This is a genomic window from Pseudomonas sp. NPDC078416 (assembly GCF_050268485.1).
Taxonomy (GTDB): Bacteria; Pseudomonadota; Gammaproteobacteria; order Pseudomonadales; family Pseudomonadaceae; genus Aquipseudomonas.
This window is the reverse complement of the sequence record NZ_JBNNGV010000001.1, coordinates 271,763-288,160: the sequence shown is the minus strand read 5'-3', so window position 1 is coordinate 288,160 and position 16,398 is coordinate 271,763. Positions and strand designations below refer to the sequence as shown.

Genomic DNA, 16,398 nt, shown 5'->3' with positions numbered 1-16,398 from the left:
ATGAACTTCGATCTCTATGGATTCGGCCCGGCCCTGGCCGCCGGCATGCTGATGACCCTCCAACTCGCGCTGTCGGCCCTGTGCCTGGGGTTAGTCCTCGGCCTGCTCGGGGCGCTGGCGAAGACTTCGCCGAATCGTGCCTTGCAGTGGCTGGGCGGCACCTATTCCACGCTGGTGCGCGGCATCCCCGAATTGCTGTGGGTGTTGCTGATCTACTTCGGCACGGTCAGCTCGATGCGGGCGATTGGCAAGCTGTTCGACATCCCCAACCTGTCGCTGAGTGCGTTCGCGGCTGGCGTCATTGCCCTGGGCCTGTGCTTCGGCGCTTACGCGACCGAGGTGTTTCGCGGCGCCATGCTGTCGATCCCGAAAGGTCATCGCGAGGCCGGCTTGGCGCTGGGGATGTCGCGCTCGCGGATCTTCTTCAAACTGGTGATGCCGCAGATGTGGCGCATTGCGCTGCCGGGGCTCGGCAACCTGTTCATGATCCTGATGAAGGACACGGCGCTGGTCTCGGTCATCGGCCTTGAAGAGGTCATGCGTCACGCGCAGATCGCCGTCACGTCCACCAAGCAGCCTTTCACCTTCTATATGGTCGCGGCGCTGATGTACCTGTGCATGACCGCGCTGTCGATGATCGGCCTGGCATGGCTGGAGAAACGCGCGTCGGTGGGTTTTGCGAGGAGTGCGTCATGAGCTGGGAATTCGTCCTCAAATGGCTGCCGAAACTGCTGCACGGCGCTACCGTCACGCTGGAGCTGGTCGCCGTCGCGGTGATTGCCGGCCTTATTCTCGCCATACCGCTGGGCATCGCCCGCGCGTCGCGTAACGCCTATGTTCGAGCGCTGCCTTACGCCTACATCTTCTTTTTCCGTGGCACGCCGCTGCTGGTGCAGCTGTTTCTGGTCTATTACGGTCTGGCGCAATTCGACGTCGTCACCAAGGGGCCGCTGTGGCCTTACCTGCGCGACCCGTTCTTCTGCGCCGCCCTGACCATGACGCTGCACACCACCGCCTACATCGCGGAGATCCTGCGCGGCGCCATTCAGGCCGTGCCGCCCGGCGAAATCGAAGCGGCTCGCGCACTGGGCATGTCCAGAGGCAAAGCGTTGCTGTACATCATCCTGCCCCGCGCCGCACGCATCGGCCTGCCGGCGTACAGCAACGAAGTCATTCTGATGCTCAAGGCCAGCGCACTGGCGAGCACCGTGACCCTGCTCGACATCACCGGCATGGCCCGCACCATCAACGCGCGGACCTACATGCCGGAGCAGACCTTCCTCATCGCCGGGTTGATCTATCTGGTGATGTCGTTCGTCCTGGTGCAAGGCTTCAAACTGCTGGAGCGCTATTTGCGAGTGGACGCCAGCCAAGGGCGGTGAGGCTACTGCGCACCCCCGCAAAGAATACGGTCCCTGTAGGAGTGAGCTTGCTCGCGAAAGCGTCATTTCAGCCACTAAAGATCGCTGTGCCTGATAAACGCGCTCAGGCACTGATTCACCGTATGCTGCAACGCATATCCAAACTGCCCTAATCAAATGCCACTCACACCCGCACAACTCCAGTCCCGATTCGCCGCGCTCGATGCCTTCCTGCTTGAGCATCAGGCCCTGTGGCGCCCGCGCCCCTTCACCCATCGCCACCTGCCGTGGGAGCTGCAGCATCCGGAGCTGTCTCACTGGCTGCGACAACGTTCGCTTGAAGAGGCAGAAGCGGCGCACAACCATCCCGAACATCTCGATGCGCCGCAGCCCGTTGCTCAGCTAGCTTTACAGTCGAAAACGTTAAGCGAGGTCGACGCGCTGCCACCCGTTAGCCTGGAGCCTGTGTCATCGCGCATGAGCGTCGACGTGCCCGGCCGCAAGTGGCAGCAAATCGAAGCCTTCGCCAGCAGCCTGAGCTTCCAACAGCAGCCAACCCACTGGCTGGATTGGTGCTCGGGCAAAGGCCACCTCGGTCGACGCCTCGCCCATGGCGGCCAAGCGCTCACCTGCCTGGAATACGATGCGCAACTGGTTGAAGCAGGGCGGCAACTCAGCGACAAACTGGGCATCACCGCGAACCATCTGCATCAAGACGTCATGGCCGCCGATGCCGGCGCGCGCCTCGAAGCGCATCACTCGCCCGTCGCCCTCCACGCCTGCGGCGACCTTCATATGCGCCTCATGCACCTCGCCAGCGACGCCCGCTGCCAACAACTGGCCATCGCGCCCTGCTGCTACAACCGCATCGCCGGCGAACACTACCTGCCGATCTCCCAGCAGGGCAAAACGTCCGGCCTTACGCTCTCCATAGACGACCTCGGCCTGCCCCTCAGCGAAACCGTGACCGCCGGCGCCCGCATACGCCGCCAGCGCGACACCTCCATGGCCCGGCGCCTCGGCTTCGACCTGCTACAGCGACAACTTCGCGGCGTCGACGACTACCTGCCAACGCCATCGCTACCCAGCGCCTGGCTCGACAAACCCTTCGCCGACTACTGCCGCGACCTCGCCGAGCTCAAGCAACTGCCCTCCCCCGGCATTCAGGACTGGACGGCCCTTGAAGCCGCGGGCTGGGCGCGTCTGGCCGAAGTGCGCAACCTCGAACTGCTGCGCAACCTCTTCCGCCGACCGCTGGAAATGTGGCTCATCCTCGATCGCGCGCTTTATCTGACTGAGCGCGGGTACGACGTGCACATCGGCACCTTCTGCGACAGCCAAGTCACTCCACGCAATCTGCTCATTCTTGCAGAGCGACCATGAGCGTTTTTTGACGCGCGCCCCTGTGGATAAGTCTGTTGATGAAATTCCGGCGAACGCCCGGAAATCCTGCTTTGGAGGGGATGTAACCATTTGTTCATTTTTTGGCCAGCATAAAATTGGCGCTAAAACAGTAGCTTGCGAACGATTGAGAATGGTTCCTGAATCTGACCGATCGTCGCCTTCGGCTTGTGCTGATTGTGAATAACGGTAATCACCTTCCGGCATAAGGGCCGCGAAAAAACTGAAATTAGGGCTTTACTCGCCAGATCAAATCCCTATAATCAGCGCCCACAACGCCGGTATAGCTCAGTTGGTAGAGCAACTGACTTGTAATCAGTAGGTCCCGGGTTCGACTCCTGGTGCCGGCACCAGATTTAGCAAAAAGGCTCACCGAAAGGTGGGCCTTTTTTGTTTGTGCCAAATGCCATATCGCCAATCCCCGTAGGAGCGCGCTTGCCCGCGAAACCGCCCTTCGCCGCACTACCGTCCTACCTCCCCGCCCAACCCCCACAAAAAGTCCGAAATCCCGTAGGACGCTTCTGAAATTAAGCGATATCCTCTCGACCGCTTGAACGTGTCTGATCCGGCGACTACCTTCCCGCGTGTCGTTGCAAACAACGACCGGGTTTAGTCGCCCGAACACGTCAGGCGCGTAACGCCCCATAACCTGAGCCGCTGTCATCGACATCGGTTCTGTTCTTTTATGGTGGCTGTACGAGGGGCACCTTCGGGTGCGCCGGGTGCCTGACTTCCCGGTCGACTAACCCGCGTACAGCCGCCACCTATTCGTTTAGTCGCGAACGGTGTCGGTCTCATCCAAGTCAGTAGAGACACCATGATTAGATCCACCCCTCACCCACCCGAAACACCCGCTCCACAATCAACCTGCACCAACGCCAACCTCGGCAACCTGAGCCTGTTCTCGGTCAAGCCCGGCGTTAGAGTTGAGGACGCATTGCTCACCGCCTCCGAATACCTCGCCTGCGCCTCAGCCACCGCCTACGAAGTCGCAGATAACTGCACGCTGGAATTCCGCCCGTTGGCGCGCTCGGTGGTGCATCAGCTTGATGCGGCGCGGGCGTTGATTGAGGTGTCGATCGCCAAGGTGGGCGGTTCGTCTTTGTAGCTGCCCTGCTGCGATCTATTCGCGTAGGCATTTCCTTGCGCCAACCTGCGCCCGTCTCTTGCTCCCGGAAAGAGACGGGCGCTCCTACCGTTGCTGCAGCCCACCTCGTACAAGGCATTGCGGCATTCCCCCCGCGTGACAATCGGCGTGACAAACACCGGAGTCACCAGCAACAGCGACGCAGATGATGGTCCCGCAGCCCACGGAATGGACTGCACCTGACTGACAGTCAGGCATGCCCCGGTCATCGCATCACTGCCTTCACCCGACTCAGGTTCTCGCGGCACTGGTCTTGTCAGCCAGTGCAGCCTCCACCCGCCCACATCTTCGGAAGTGTTCAGGAGGCCAGATCATGAGATGCCCAAGCTCCCGGTCGTAAGGAGCCGCCAGTCCCGCGTTAGTGGACAACCCTCACAGGTCGCAGGGGCCTTGATCCCTGATAACACTCAACATTCTTGGCGAGATGACGTGGGGCGAGGACTGGAGAGCAGAAGATGAGGTGACCGATATGGCATTGGTAGGTAGACGTGATGGCCGGAATTTCGGCTACGGCAGGCAATTGAGCTACACGGGCTGCAGGCGCTGAAAGACATGTTCGGCGGTGGCCACCAAGGGCACGGTCAAGGCGGACAGTGATCGATGGTTCGCATTCGTGAAATGGTGCCGCTCCGAACAGGAGCCCGGAATCAATGATGCGCGGCAGATTGATCGGGAGGTGTTGGCCGACTATGCGGGGTAGCTGCGCGACCTAGTTCGGCACGCTAACCTCGCCGTCAGCACCCCACAAAACTGGCTATCCAGCGTTAACAGGACCATGGCGGCGCTTCGCGGTGATCAGTACGTGAAGCTGGCAAGTTTGAGCATGGCATTGGGTATACATTGCACTGGAGTTCGCCAGTTGACGCCACAAGGCCAAGACCGTGAACAGGTTAGGAAGATCGTCGATGAGCTTTGCAGCCGTGATCAGAGAAGAGCTGCAGCGATCGTTCTGTTGGCGCGAGCCACCGGCATGCGCTTGCGTGAGGCCATCCTAGCCGACTTGCCTCGGCTGAGCCGTGAGGCTAACGACCTAGACAGGATCAACATCCAGGATGGTACCAAAGGCGGCCGAGCTGGCGTCTCAGCGCCACGATGGATTGCGGTGGACCACCATGTTCAAGACGCACCTGAGTTTGCACGGCAGGTGTCGCCTACAGGTAGCCGCAATCTGATTGCGCCAGACGAAAGCTATCTGAATGCGCTGCAGGAAATCATCCGCCCAGCGCGGGACGTCCTGCATGCACACAACCTCAAAGGCTTCCATGAGCTACGAGCCGCGTACGCATATGAACGCTATGAGCAAATCACCCAACACCCCGCGCCTATCAACGGCGGTCAATGTCGCCAGGCAGATAGGAACCTAGATCGTGAGGCCCGAAGGCAAATCAGCTATGCGTTGGGGCACGGTCGGATCGATGTGGTCGCGGCCCACATTGGAGGGCGCATATGAGTAAGCCATTCAATATGGAACTGTTCTTGGCAGCGGTGCTGACGGGATCGTCCGCAACTCGGCAGCGCCATTACGGCAAGCAAAGCTCATCCAAGCGGAGATATCTGAACGCTGGCAGCTACAAACACCTTGGGGTTGGAAGAAAAAACATGTTGCTTGGTTTCGACCAACGACTAGCGAGGCGATGCAAGGCAAATCGATATTACTACCTGCTGACCCTGAGGGTGCTGGCTCGTCGTTTAGAAAAAGCATGGGGCTTCAAGTGCTAAGGACGTCTAACTTTAACAACCGACCGCAATCGACCCAGAGTGTGTAAAAACGCATATGGACTCGCGGTGACGGTTACGCATCCGGTTCGAAGACACCCGCATCCACGAGCATCTCAACTAATGCCTCTGGCCATACCGTTTCTCCAGTAGATCTCAGCTCGGGAGCGGACCACCAGTGATGATCTGCCATGACCTGAGTCTCGTGTAAGGTCCATTCGGAGCTGGAAAGGACAAGGTTTTCTGCGTGCACAACGAAATACTGCTCAACTGCCAATACCGTCTCGCCGCTGGGCAGGAGCATTGAAAACCTGCGATCTGCCACAGGCCCCACAACAGTGTTGACTTGAATACCGGTCTCCTCACGCAGTTCACGTATTGCCGCGGCGTGAAATGTTTCTCCATCCTCAAGGCCACCGCCAGGGGTGGCCCAGTAATTTCTCCCGGCTAAGGCACCGTCTTTGTGAAGAAATTTGAAAAGCAGGACATCTCGAGAGGGGCTTATAACTAGTAATCGTGCTGCCTTTCGCTCACGCATTTAACGTATATCTTCCCTAAAATTTGAGATATGGAGTGCAGTCCTGATTGGCGGGGGCGCCCACCTAGCTCGTAGCGTTATGATGGGGTAATGATACTTCAGCAGGGCTGCCCATGAAGCGCTTCATCCAAGGTGAACATCGCGGCCAAAGCACATTGCTTCCCGAGAGCCTCGACGACTACGTCAGCGATACCAACCCCGTGCGCATAGTCGACGTCTTCGTCGACGAACTGGACTTGGTCAATTTGGGTTTTGAAGGTGCTGTTCCTGCTGATACTGGCCGGCCTGCTTACCATCCTGAGGTCCTGCTGAAGATCTACATCTATGGCTATCTCAACCGCATCCAGTCGAGCCGACGCTTGGAGCGAGAAGCTCAACGCAACGTTGAGCTGATGTGGTTGACTGGGCGTTTGATGCCGGATTTCAAGACCATCGCCAACTTCCGAAAAGACAACAGCAAGGCTATCCGAGGTGTCTGTCGCCAGTTCGTAGTGCTCTGTCAGCAGTTGGGATTGTTCGGTGAGAATCTGGTCGCCATCGATGGCAGCAAATTTAAAGCCGTCAACAACCGTGACCGTAACTTCACCAGCGCCAAACTGAAGCGGCGCATGGAGGAAATCGAATCGAGCATCAGCCGTTACCTGACGGCACTCGATACTGCGGATCGGCAAGAGCCCACATACTCTGAAGCCAAGGTGGTGCGGCTGGAGGAGAAAATCGCCAAGCTGAAAGTGCAGATGAAGGAGCTTCAGGCGATTGAAATACAGCTCAACGAGTCACCAGACAAACAGGTCTCACTGACCGATCCAGGCGCCCGTTCAATGATGACGCGCGGTACGGGCATCGTCGGCTACAACGTACAGACAGCCGTCGATACTCAGCACCATTTGATCGTTGCTCATGAGGTGACCAATGTCGGTTCCGACCGCGATCAGCTCAGCTCAATGGCTAAGCAAGCACGCGAGGCCATGGCATCGGATACTTTGTCGGTGGTGGCTGACCGAGGCTATTTCAAAGGTGAGGAAATCCTGGCTTGTCACAATGCGGATATCACCGCGTATGTGTCCAAGCCCATGACATCAGCAGCCAAAGCTGATGGGCGTTTTAACAACGACGCTTTTATTTATGACGCGGCGAAAAATCAGTATGTATGCCCAGCCGGAGAAACGCTGATATGGCGTTTCTCCAGCGTTGAGAAAGGCATGAAGTTGCATCGATATTGGAGTTCAAAATGTCAGGGCTGTGCATTGAAATTGTCGTGCACACCGAGTAAGGAGCGGCGAATCCGACGCTGGGAGCATGAGGCGATATTAGAGGAGATGCAGCTTCGGCTGAGCAAAGCGCCGGACATGATGCGAATCCGCAAACGCACAGTGGAGCATCCCTTTGGGACGCTTAAACAATGGATGGGCGCAACACATTTTTTGACGCGAAGGTTGGAAGGCGTCAGTGCAGAAATGAGCTTGAACGTACTCGCCTACAACATGAAGCGGGTTATGAAAATCCTCGGCACCACCAGCTTAATGAAGGCGTTGTCGGCCTGAAAGGGTTGGCTTCGTTGCCTACATGGTTCGCCAGAAGCCTCGCTGAAGCCTCCACGCCCCCCTAGTGACGACCCGCAAGCTTGCTGCGAGCAACTACGCGGCTAACAACCGTCGGCGCTGCGCGCCGACAGTACACCACCGCGTTTTTACACACTCTCGACCGAAAGCTGACGCTCACACCAGCAGCAGTTTGCAGCAGCATATGAGCTTAAGGATGTCCCGAAGCTCGGAGTTGACATTGGGTGTGAGACGGAAGCACCTGCCGCGAAAAAATAAACCTGCTAGTATGAGCTTTCGCTATACGCCCTTTAACAAATTATCAAACCTAGGTCGAATAATGGGGTTGCGCATCATTCGCTGTTTTAGCGATAAAGCTGACTTGGTATCCAAGGAAATACTACAGATTGACGCTCAGTTGGGAAAGAAACGCCTGATGCCGTCATTAGCCTGTCAAAAAATGCTTATATTGGCAGAAGATAAACGCGCCTGCAGACATCGCGGAATTGACACTTTGGCAATACTAAGATCGATCGCGCTAACGCTGATAGGAAAACCACATGGCGGTAGCACTATCTTACAGCAATTGATTCGAACCATAACCGGGCGATACGAGCGGACACTAAGAAGAAAACTTTCGGAAATCTTGCTTGCATATTTGGTGGCAGGCAGGGTTGATCGCTCTATTTACCCGCGCGTATATCTTTCAATCGCTTACTACGGCGCTGACATGGAAAGCTACGACAAACTTATCGCAAAGGTAATAACCAGCTCCGAAGATGATTTACATGCTGCCGCCATGGCAGTAGCCAGACTAAAATATCCTGAACCTAGAAAAGTAAGCTTCACCAAGCAGGCGCTGATATCGAGGCGCGAAAAGTTTCTTTTAAAAAAATACAAAGAGCTTAAAAATACAAGGATTTTTTCCCATGTCGAAACCGTTTGAAGACTTACATATAGACCTTAATTCTCTTCAGCCTCACCCTGAGCCTCATCTACTGAGAAAGGCGCTTTTATCGGGGGGGCAGCCAGAGCGGCTCGGACTAGCCAACCTGTGGCTATCAGAGGGCATCCCTCACGCTTTTATGTCGTCCCCAGCGGTATACCAGCAGTTACGGTCAGAGCTTTCCAGAAAACTACACATTGGAGTGAAGGATATCAGTGTTGTAGGAAGCAGCAGAATGGGTTATTCTTTAGCTGATTATAAGTTTGGAAAAGAGTTTGGCAAGGGATCTGATTTAGATTTGTGCGTAGTAAACAGTTTGCTGTTTGACAGTATAAAAGCTGACACAGAAAAATTCATAGAAGACGTAAAAACTAGCGTCACAACAGCTAGCAGTCTTCACACTCAAAAATTTTGGATTGATAGTTGCGAACGTCTCCCGGACAATATTCGCAAGGGTTTCATAGACATTAAAAAAATCCCCGCAATATCGGGAAAATACGATTGCATATGCAGCATCAAGCAAAACATTTACCTTGTTTCGTTACGCCTTCAAAGCACCAAAAACATTCCAGATTTTAAGTCAATCTCTATACGATTTTACAGAGATTGGCAATCTATGGTCGATCAAGTAGCACGCAGCCTGTATCGCCTAACGAAACACCTTGAATCACAGGGCGAAGTCACGCTAGTCGCTCAAAGTTAACTATCCATCCTAAGTAACAAAAAGACTCCTTCACGATCCCTACCGAGCGAAGGGCCGCTTTGGGTCGAAAGCGGTCAAGCACGACCGGCAGCTTTCGGCCCAATGCAACCGTTGGTGGAGCGCTACAGTCTGCTAGAAGGAGTCATCCGAGCGTGCATGAAGAGCCGGGCTACTCAAAAGGCAGTTCAACATTACACATTAGAGGACGATTGCGCTGGCTTAAAGGGTTTTCTTTGACTGTGTTCTAGTCTAAGATTAGCATCGAAATAAGTACCTGTGGTCTTATAGGAAAGACGTTCCCCTTCATTCAGGCTTTTCAGCCTCTCTCAGAGGGAAAGACGCGAGTTCGAGTCTTGCTTGGTGCACCATCATGAAAAAAACGTTGCCTCGTAGCCAGTTTAAAAAACACTTCGGACAAGCTAACCACCACTTGGTTACTGCACTGGTTGCTCTTCACACTCTTGAAGCAAGTGATGTGATCATGGCTCCTGCAGAGCTAAGAACTGTCTGGAGTCCAAAAAATAAAACCTCGTCGACGAATCGCAGTCGAATATTTGTTCTTCAATCGTTTCTTGGCTGGGCAGTTGACTCTGTTGACATGTATTTATCATTGCTAAACAGAAAGCCGGACTATTTGCAGTCGGCAGCACTATCTTCAAAGCTTGACGGTGCTGGCCGCTCCGTTCTTAGGAAAATCCGCATCTACTCGGAGCATTATAAAGTATCACCAGCCACTCAAGCCTTAATGGATGTTTTGGTAACTTGGCGGAACAATGTATTTCACGAGTTGGCCGACAATAAAATCACTCAAGAAAGCCGTCTAGCCCTTATAGATAAGGCAGAGTTTATAAGAGAGAATTATCGTGGCCTTGACATTAGCCATCTTGCAGAAAAAGCTGAAGAGGGCGGCTCTCTCTCATTTAAAGAGACTGCCTCTCTCATAAATGCTGCACATAATTTTGTTCAAGAAGTTGACGAGGCACTACTCAAAAAATTTGATGCGCTGGCTTTTTGCTTGTCGGTTGTTGAAGATGCTATAAGTTTAAGGAACAAAGGGAATGGATTCGCTGCAAAATATTATGGTCTTCTTCCTGAGCAGCGGCGAAGTTTTTTGAAAACGTGGTTTCAAAATATTCATGGCTTTGCCAATGTTGAAGATAAACTCATCGACGCATGCTTAAATATCCCAAAGCCAAACAATCCTAAGCATTCCTCCTGACTCGGCCACTAGCCCATCCCAATATGCCTCGTGCGCAACCTCCTCAACCCGCGTACGGCTGCCACTCACTCTGATTGACAGCAGGAAGGGTGTCGGCTCAACCGTATTGAAGAGCCAACCTGATCAGATCCACCCCCCCACCCACCCGTCACCAAATCCATCCCCGTCGGCGTCAACTTCGGCAGTCGAAGTCTCTTCACCGTCCAACCCGGCATCAAAGTCGAAGACGCGCTGGTCCTTGTATCCGAATACCTCAACTGCGCCGCAGCCACCGCCTACGAGTCAGCGGACAACACCTCAGCCGAGTTTCGTCCCCTTGCCAGAGTGGTCGTGCATCAAATAGAAGCCGCGAAGGCGCTGGTTGAAGCCTCTATCGCCGGCCTCGATGACGCCGCGCGGCTCGCACGAAACATCTAATACGACCCAAACCCAATTAAGCCAAGGCGCCATGCTCATATGGCGCCCGTTAGATTCAGCACGCCCCCTCCCCCATCCCGCCCCCATCGAGTAACGTATACCCATCCAACGGGCCCTCGCGTCTGCGTCAGGACAGCGACCCGCCATCAGAATCACGATAGAAGGCCCAACCGTGCACAAAGTCCGATTGATCAAGTACGTCTGGACCCACCAGACCCCGGAGATTTCGTCTGAATGGTCCAAGCTGCTCTACGAAGTGGAACTGCCGTTCGTCCCCTTCCATGGCTTGAACATTCAGCTGCCGATGCAGCGTGTCTGGCGGATTCGGGATGTCGAGTGGAACGTCGAGGAGCAGACCTTCCGCTGCCATATCGAGGACCAGTTCATGAATTTGCTGGATGTCGATGACTCGTACGAGGACTGGATCGAGACATTGCTGGAATGTGGCTGGGTGCTGAGCGGGCGCTACACCAATGAGCACAACAAGACCTGATTCGCCTTCGCTCAACTATTCCCCCGGAATTGACGCAGGATGCGCACTGCGCCCGGCAGAGATGACAAACTGATGCCAGACTGGATAGCACACCTGGCACAAGGACTGTCCCGGCGCCCTATTCCCTTTGAGCATCACTGCCATGAAATGGATTTCCTGTTGTATCCGTTACGCGGCCGGCGCGCTGCTGGCGTGCTCGTCAGCGGCGTTTGCGCTGCCGGTCGTTGACTTGTACGTGGCCGAAGCGCCACCGCTGACCATGGCCAGTCAAGGCGACCAGCATGGCATCGCGGGCGACATCAGCCTCCAGGCCATGGCGATGGCCGGGTATTCCGCCCACCTGCTGTCGCCGCCGTGGCCGCGCGCGCAACGCGATGTGGAGCTTGGGGCGAATAAGCTCATCGCGCCGCTGACTCGCACCCAAAGCCGGGAAGACAGCTTCACCTGGATCGCGCCGCTGATGACGATGGACCGGGCGTTTTTCAGCCTTGATCGTCATGTCGAGAGTTTTGAAGAGGCGCGCAGGACCTTCAAGATGATCGCCGTCGGCAGTGGCTCGGCGCAGGAAACGCGTCTACGTGAGGAAGGTTTTTCCGCCGCTCAGATTTATCCGCTGAAGATTGGCGAGAACCCGGCGCTGATGCTGCTCAAGGGCCGGGTGGATGCGTGGTTCAACGGCGTGCCGGAAACGCTTTATATCTGGAAGCAGATCAGCGACCGCCCGCTGATGATGAGCCGGTCACTGATGACCGCCGATCTGTATCTGGCCTGCTCGAAGGACTGCGATCCTCAGATGGTCGAGAAGCTGAAGACCGCGATCGAGACGCTGCAGTCCAACGGCGCGATCAAACGCGCCCAGCATGACTACCTGAAAGGGCTACCCGTCCAGTAAGGCGGCCTTGCTCCGAGGCTTGTGCTTGCCTGTCACGGCAGCAGAATCACCTTGTCGGCGCCGCCCTGATTCACTTCTGCGTAACGCGCCAGGCCTTCTTCCAGCGGCGATTCAATCAGCCCGGTTGGCAGCGGCAAGGCCCCTTCATCGAACAGCTTGCCGAACTGCTCCAGCATCCGCGCGCAGGCTTCCACGCCGTACAGCAGCGAGTTGATCCCCACCACCGAACCGCCCTTGCGGTACAGCGCCAGCGCCGGCAATTGCACGTGGCCGTCCACTGGCGCGGCGATGATTGCGATGCGACCGAACTGCGCCAATGCAGGCACAGCCGCCGGCAGCCAGAAGCCGGTGGTGTCGAAGATCACGTCGGCGCCGCCTGGAAAAACGGCGTTCACTTGAGCACCCAGGTCTTCCGGTTTGTCGAGCTGGATCGCGTTGAAGCCTTGCTCTTGCAGCGCTTTCAGCTGGTCGGGTTTACGCACCGCTGCCAGCACCTGAGCGCCGCGCACTTTCGCCAGTGCAATGGCGGCGCTTCCGACTGCGCCATTGGCGCCGATGACCAACAACCGGGTACCGGCCTGCACGAGGCTGCGCTCTAGCGCGTCCCACGCCGTGGTGTACGGGACGCCCAGACTGGCGGCTTGGGCGAAACTCAGCGACGCCGGTTTGATCGCCACGCCTTTAGCCGACAGGGTGATGTAGCCCGCGTGGGAGCCGTCGCGGACAAAGCCGATTTCCTTGCCGGTGCCCCACACCTCCTTGCCGATCAGTTCCTGCGGGCCTTCGACGACCACGCCCGCGAAGTCACGGCCCGGAATGCGTGGCATCGTGGTGTAGGGGAAGCGGCCAAGCACGTTTTTGACATCACTGGGGTTCAGGCCTGCGGCTTTGATCTGCACCAGAACTTCGTCGGCCGCCGGGACAGGCGTGGGCAGATCGACGACTTCCAGCGCAGCCAGGTCGCCGGTGCGGGAGAATTGCAGTGCTTTCATGATGGGTTTATCCAGAGTGGGGAAGGGAAATCGTCGGTTCAGGAGGCCAGATTGGAGAAGAACTGCTTGCCCACCGGCCACAGCCATTCACCCGCCTGCATGCCGAGCAGGCCAACCAGTGCGACCAGAGGCGGTGCGGGTGAGCGAAAATCCAGCAGGCCGTACAGCAAACCGACGGCGATGCCGATGGCGAGGGAAATGACGTAGCTCATGGCAAACTCCGGTGCGTGGGACGCGCGGCTCAATGGCGGCGCGACGGCGTTAAGCGATGACCAGAGTGTAGGGAGGGACGGCAAGGGCTACCGGCCAAGAGCTTCTGAATTTCGGACAGAGTCGGCGCACGCGTTAGCTGGCTGGATCAACGACCGGGTACTGAGAGGGCGCCATGCCCAGTTCGCGGCGAAACATGTCGCTGAAGCTGCTCGGCGAATACCCCATCGACCGAGCAATGGCATTGACCGGCACGCCCTGAATGATCTCCGCCACCGAGGTCGCCAGTTGCACCTGCCGCCGCCATTCGGCGAAGCCCATGCCGAGCACCGCCTGAAACAGCCGGGACAAGGTTCGCACACTGGCGCCGGCGTTTTCCGCGTGCTGCTCGAACGACACGTCAATGGACGGCTCGATCATCACCGCCTGACAGACGTTCATCAGCCTGCGGTCGCTGTCATCGGGCATCGGCACTTTCAGCAGTGAACGCCGGGCGCGTTTGAGTTCGAGCAGGGCCAAATTGACCACGGCGTCGTAATAATCCGATCCCTTGTCCTGCTCGGCCACTAGACCGACGATCAATTCGCGCAACAAGCGACCGACTTCCAGCACCTGAACGGTGGTGTCGAGGGTCTGGGCAAGCGCCGGGCGCAGGTAGATGTTGCGCATTTCCAGATCCGACACCACGCGAATGCCATGGGGCACGCCGGGCGGCAACCAGACCGCGCGCTGCGGCGGCACGACCAGCGCTTCATTGGGCGTCTCGACCCACATCACGCCCGACATCGCATACAGCACCTGCCCCCACTCATGCTCATGGGGCTCGATGTACAAACCGCGCGGATACGTCCGTGACAAAGGCTGCACAGGGACGGCGGTATTGGAGAGGTCGGGGGGCGCGGCGATTGCCATGGTGAAACCGGCTGGAGTGGGGATGCGGCGATGGTAGCGGCAGAGCGGGCCGAATCGCCAGTGCGGTGGATCATCGACTGCTTTTGTCGATGGTGAGACTGGCGAAGTCCGTAGAAGCCGGTTTGCTGGCGAACGCATTTGTTCGGCCACGGTAGTGGTGAATGAAGTGCACGGTTCGCCAGCAAGCCGGCTCCTACAGGTTGAGGTTGAGCCAGCAATCAATGTTGATGGTCTGGCGAACGCAGTGGGTCAGCGACAGCCGCGTTGTCTGAGCCGGCGAATTCGCGGGCAAGCGCGCTCCTACAGTGGGTTGGCGTCAAACCTTACGTCTGGGTTGTGCGCAAATCCGTAGGAGCCGGGTTGCTGGCGAAGGCGGTGGGTCAGCGACAGCCGCGTTGTCTGAGCTGACGCATTCGCGGGCAAGCGCGCTCCTACAGTGGGTCGGCGTCAAACCTTACGTCTGGGTTGTGTGCAAATCCGTAGGAGCCGGCTTGCTGGCGAACGCATTTGTTCAGCCACCGTAGTGGTGAATGACGTGCACGGTTCGACAGCAAGCCGGCTCCTCCAGAGCTAATGTCAGCGAGAAGACTTCAACACATCAGAACACGTTGATCGGGTAATCGACGAAGATCCGCGTTTCGTTACCGCCAACGTTGTATTGATCCACGTCATTGGAGACGCGCAGGAACGAGTTACGCAGGCGCACCGACAGGTCTTTGACCGGGCCGCTCTGAACCACGTAGGTCAACTGGCTGAACAGTTCACGCTCTTCGCCACGCCCACGACCGCTGCCGTCGTCGATGTTGTCGCCGCGCACGTACGCCACGCGGTAGCTCAGGCCCGGGGTCACGACGGTGCCCAGGTTCACGCCGTAGCCCAGCTGCCACGAACGCTCATCCTTGCCGTTGAAGTCCGACCAGTAGGAGTTCGCCAGGTAGATGGTGTTGCCGCCATCGCCGGTGCCGCCTGCGTTGCGGTAGCCGCCGTAGGTGTAACCGGTCTCGCCGGTGCTGCGCTGATGCGCGAGGGTGAACGAGTGGATACCCACCGCCCAGGTCGCCGCCAGGCTCCAGATCTTGTTGTCGCGGGCGTCATCGACGGCGAAGTCTTTGTCCAGCTTGGTCTTGTAGCCGTTGAAGTCGAAGGTAAGCGACTGATCTTTCGGCATCGCCCAGACGTAGTTCAGGTTCACGTACTGCTTCTTCAAGACGTCTTCGTCGTCGGAGGCGTAAAACGCGGCGCTGAAGGCTTCGGTGAATTTGTAGCTGCCGCCGTAGACGTTGATGCTCTTCAGGTCACCACTGTCGCGGCCTTCGGCACTCTTGCGGGTTTCGGCGGTAAAGCGGCCGGCCACCAGCGTGAGGCCCTTGATCTCCTTGGAGGTGATCATCGTGCCGGTGTAGGACTCAGGCAGCAGCCGCGAGTTGTCGTAATTGAGCACCGGCAGCTCCGGCATCATGTCGCCGTACTTCAGCTCGGTATTGGACACCCGGAATTTGACCGCACCGCCAAAGCGCGACAGGTCATCCGCCGCGTTGCCGCTGTCGCCCTGCTTGAAGAAGTCGATACCGCCTGCGCCGCTCTTGCCCTTGCCACCGTCCAGACGCGCTGCGTACAGGCCGAAGGCGTCAACACCAACGCCCACCAGGCCCTGGGTGAAACCGGATGTGTAGCCAGCCATGAATGCCTGACCCCATTCCGAGCGGTCCTGCGGTCCGTTTTTGTAGTCGCGATTGATGTAGGCGTTGCGCAGGTTGATCTTCAGGCTGCTGTCTTCAACAAATCCTTTGGAATCTGCCTGACCGTCCGCCATGGCGTGAGTGGCGGCGAGAATGCTCAGGGCGAGCAGGCCGATACGCTGTTTCATCTTGTTGTCCTTGTGAGCGGATTAATCGCGCGCTGTGGCAAAT

16 protein-coding genes, 2 tRNA genes and 2 pseudogenes are annotated in these 16,398 nt (G+C 57.1%); 15 read left to right on the top strand and 5 right to left on the bottom strand.

Annotation, left to right across the window (positions count from 1 at the left end; genetic code table 11):
• The 7 genes and pseudogenes from ACQKEN_RS01370 (at position 1) to ACQKEN_RS01340 (ending at position 5,628) form a co-directional block, all read left to right on the top strand.
• Positions 1-696: an ABC transporter permease gene (locus ACQKEN_RS01370; RefSeq protein ID WP_065987400.1), complete on the top strand. Its 696-nt coding sequence runs from the start codon at positions 1-3 to the stop codon at positions 694-696.
• Entirely contained in the window at positions 693-1,382 is a 690-nt protein-coding gene (locus ACQKEN_RS01365; protein WP_133773605.1) for an ABC transporter permease, read from the top strand. Before ACQKEN_RS01370 ends, ACQKEN_RS01365 begins: the two co-directional genes overlap by 4 nt.
• A 156-nt stretch (positions 1,383-1,538) precedes the next feature.
• Positions 1,539-2,744 (top strand): methyltransferase, encoded by a 1,206-nt coding sequence (locus ACQKEN_RS01360; RefSeq protein WP_427683106.1) that lies wholly within the window; start codon positions 1,539-1,541, stop codon positions 2,742-2,744.
• A gap of 295 nt (positions 2,745-3,039) precedes the next feature.
• Positions 3,040-3,115: transfer RNA gene (locus tag ACQKEN_RS01355), tRNA-Thr, on the top strand.
• Positions 3,116-3,579: 464 nt separating this feature from the next.
• Positions 3,580-3,870, top strand: a complete 291-nt coding sequence (locus ACQKEN_RS01350; protein ID WP_427683104.1) for a DUF6124 family protein — start codon at positions 3,580-3,582, stop codon at positions 3,868-3,870.
• Between the two features lie 508 nt (positions 3,871-4,378).
• Positions 4,379-5,359 (top strand): annotated as a pseudogene (locus ACQKEN_RS01345) (integrase domain-containing protein).
• Positions 5,356-5,628: pseudogene (locus ACQKEN_RS01340) on the top strand (hypothetical protein). Before ACQKEN_RS01345 ends, ACQKEN_RS01340 begins: the two co-directional pseudogenes overlap by 4 nt.
• A gap of 73 nt (positions 5,629-5,701) precedes the next feature.
• On the opposite strand, the gene ACQKEN_RS01335 reads toward ACQKEN_RS01340, so the two are convergent.
• Positions 5,702-6,163 carry an NUDIX hydrolase gene (locus ACQKEN_RS01335; protein WP_416199807.1) on the bottom strand — a complete coding sequence of 154 codons (462 nt, stop codon included), beginning with the start codon at positions 6,161-6,163 and terminating at the stop codon, positions 5,702-5,704.
• A 113-nt stretch (positions 6,164-6,276) separates the two neighbouring features.
• Here ACQKEN_RS01335 and ACQKEN_RS01330 point away from each other — a divergent pair, with 113 nt between their 5' ends.
• The 8 genes from ACQKEN_RS01330 (at position 6,277) to ACQKEN_RS01295 (ending at position 12,374) form a co-directional block, all read left to right on the top strand.
• Complete coding sequence (locus ACQKEN_RS01330) at positions 6,277-7,707, top strand: IS1182 family transposase (protein WP_427683102.1); 1,431 nt, start codon at positions 6,277-6,279, stop codon at positions 7,705-7,707.
• Positions 7,708-8,044: 337 nt separating this feature from the next.
• The gene (locus ACQKEN_RS01325; RefSeq protein WP_427683101.1) at positions 8,045-8,650 is read left to right on the top strand and encodes a transglycosylase domain-containing protein; all 606 of its coding nucleotides are present in this window, start codon (positions 8,045-8,047) and stop codon (positions 8,648-8,650) included.
• Complete coding sequence (locus tag ACQKEN_RS01320; RefSeq protein WP_427683099.1) at positions 8,634-9,353, top strand: hypothetical protein; 720 nt, start codon at positions 8,634-8,636, stop codon at positions 9,351-9,353. Before ACQKEN_RS01325 ends, ACQKEN_RS01320 begins: the two co-directional genes overlap by 17 nt.
• A 270-nt stretch (positions 9,354-9,623) precedes the next feature.
• A tRNA-OTHER gene (locus ACQKEN_RS01315) sits at positions 9,624-9,721 on the top strand.
• 2 nt (positions 9,722-9,723) lie between these two features.
• Positions 9,724-10,572, top strand: coding sequence for a hypothetical protein (locus tag ACQKEN_RS01310; RefSeq protein WP_427683097.1), 849 nt, complete (start codon positions 9,724-9,726; stop codon positions 10,570-10,572).
• Positions 10,573-10,731: 159 nt separating this feature from the next.
• A complete protein-coding gene (locus ACQKEN_RS01305) occupies positions 10,732-10,989 on the top strand; it encodes a DUF6124 family protein (RefSeq protein ID WP_427683781.1) in 258 nt (85 codons plus the stop codon).
• A gap of 172 nt (positions 10,990-11,161) precedes the next feature.
• Positions 11,162-11,482, top strand: a complete 321-nt coding sequence (locus ACQKEN_RS01300) for a hypothetical protein (RefSeq protein ID WP_037016364.1) — start codon at positions 11,162-11,164, stop codon at positions 11,480-11,482.
• A 142-nt stretch (positions 11,483-11,624) separates the two neighbouring features.
• Positions 11,625-12,374 (top strand): substrate-binding periplasmic protein, encoded by a 750-nt coding sequence (locus tag ACQKEN_RS01295; protein WP_427683095.1) that lies wholly within the window; start codon positions 11,625-11,627, stop codon positions 12,372-12,374.
• 32 nt (positions 12,375-12,406) lie between these two features.
• On the opposite strand, the gene ACQKEN_RS01290 is transcribed toward ACQKEN_RS01295, so the two are convergent.
• From ACQKEN_RS01290 to ACQKEN_RS01275, 4 genes are all read right to left on the bottom strand, one after another.
• Positions 12,407-13,366: a quinone oxidoreductase family protein gene (locus ACQKEN_RS01290; RefSeq protein WP_427683093.1), complete on the bottom strand. Its 960-nt coding sequence runs from the start codon at positions 13,364-13,366 to the stop codon at positions 12,407-12,409.
• Between the two features lie 38 nt (positions 13,367-13,404).
• A complete protein-coding gene (locus ACQKEN_RS01285) occupies positions 13,405-13,578 on the bottom strand; it encodes a DUF1427 family protein (protein WP_133773621.1) in 174 nt (57 codons plus the stop codon).
• Between the two features lie 133 nt (positions 13,579-13,711).
• A complete protein-coding gene (locus ACQKEN_RS01280; RefSeq protein WP_427683090.1) occupies positions 13,712-14,488 on the bottom strand; it encodes an AraC family transcriptional regulator in 777 nt (258 codons plus the stop codon).
• Positions 14,489-15,086: 598 nt separating this feature from the next.
• Positions 15,087-16,355, bottom strand: a complete 1,269-nt coding sequence (locus ACQKEN_RS01275; protein ID WP_427683089.1) for an OprD family porin — start codon at positions 16,353-16,355, stop codon at positions 15,087-15,089.
• Between the last annotated feature and the right edge of the window lie 43 nt (positions 16,356-16,398).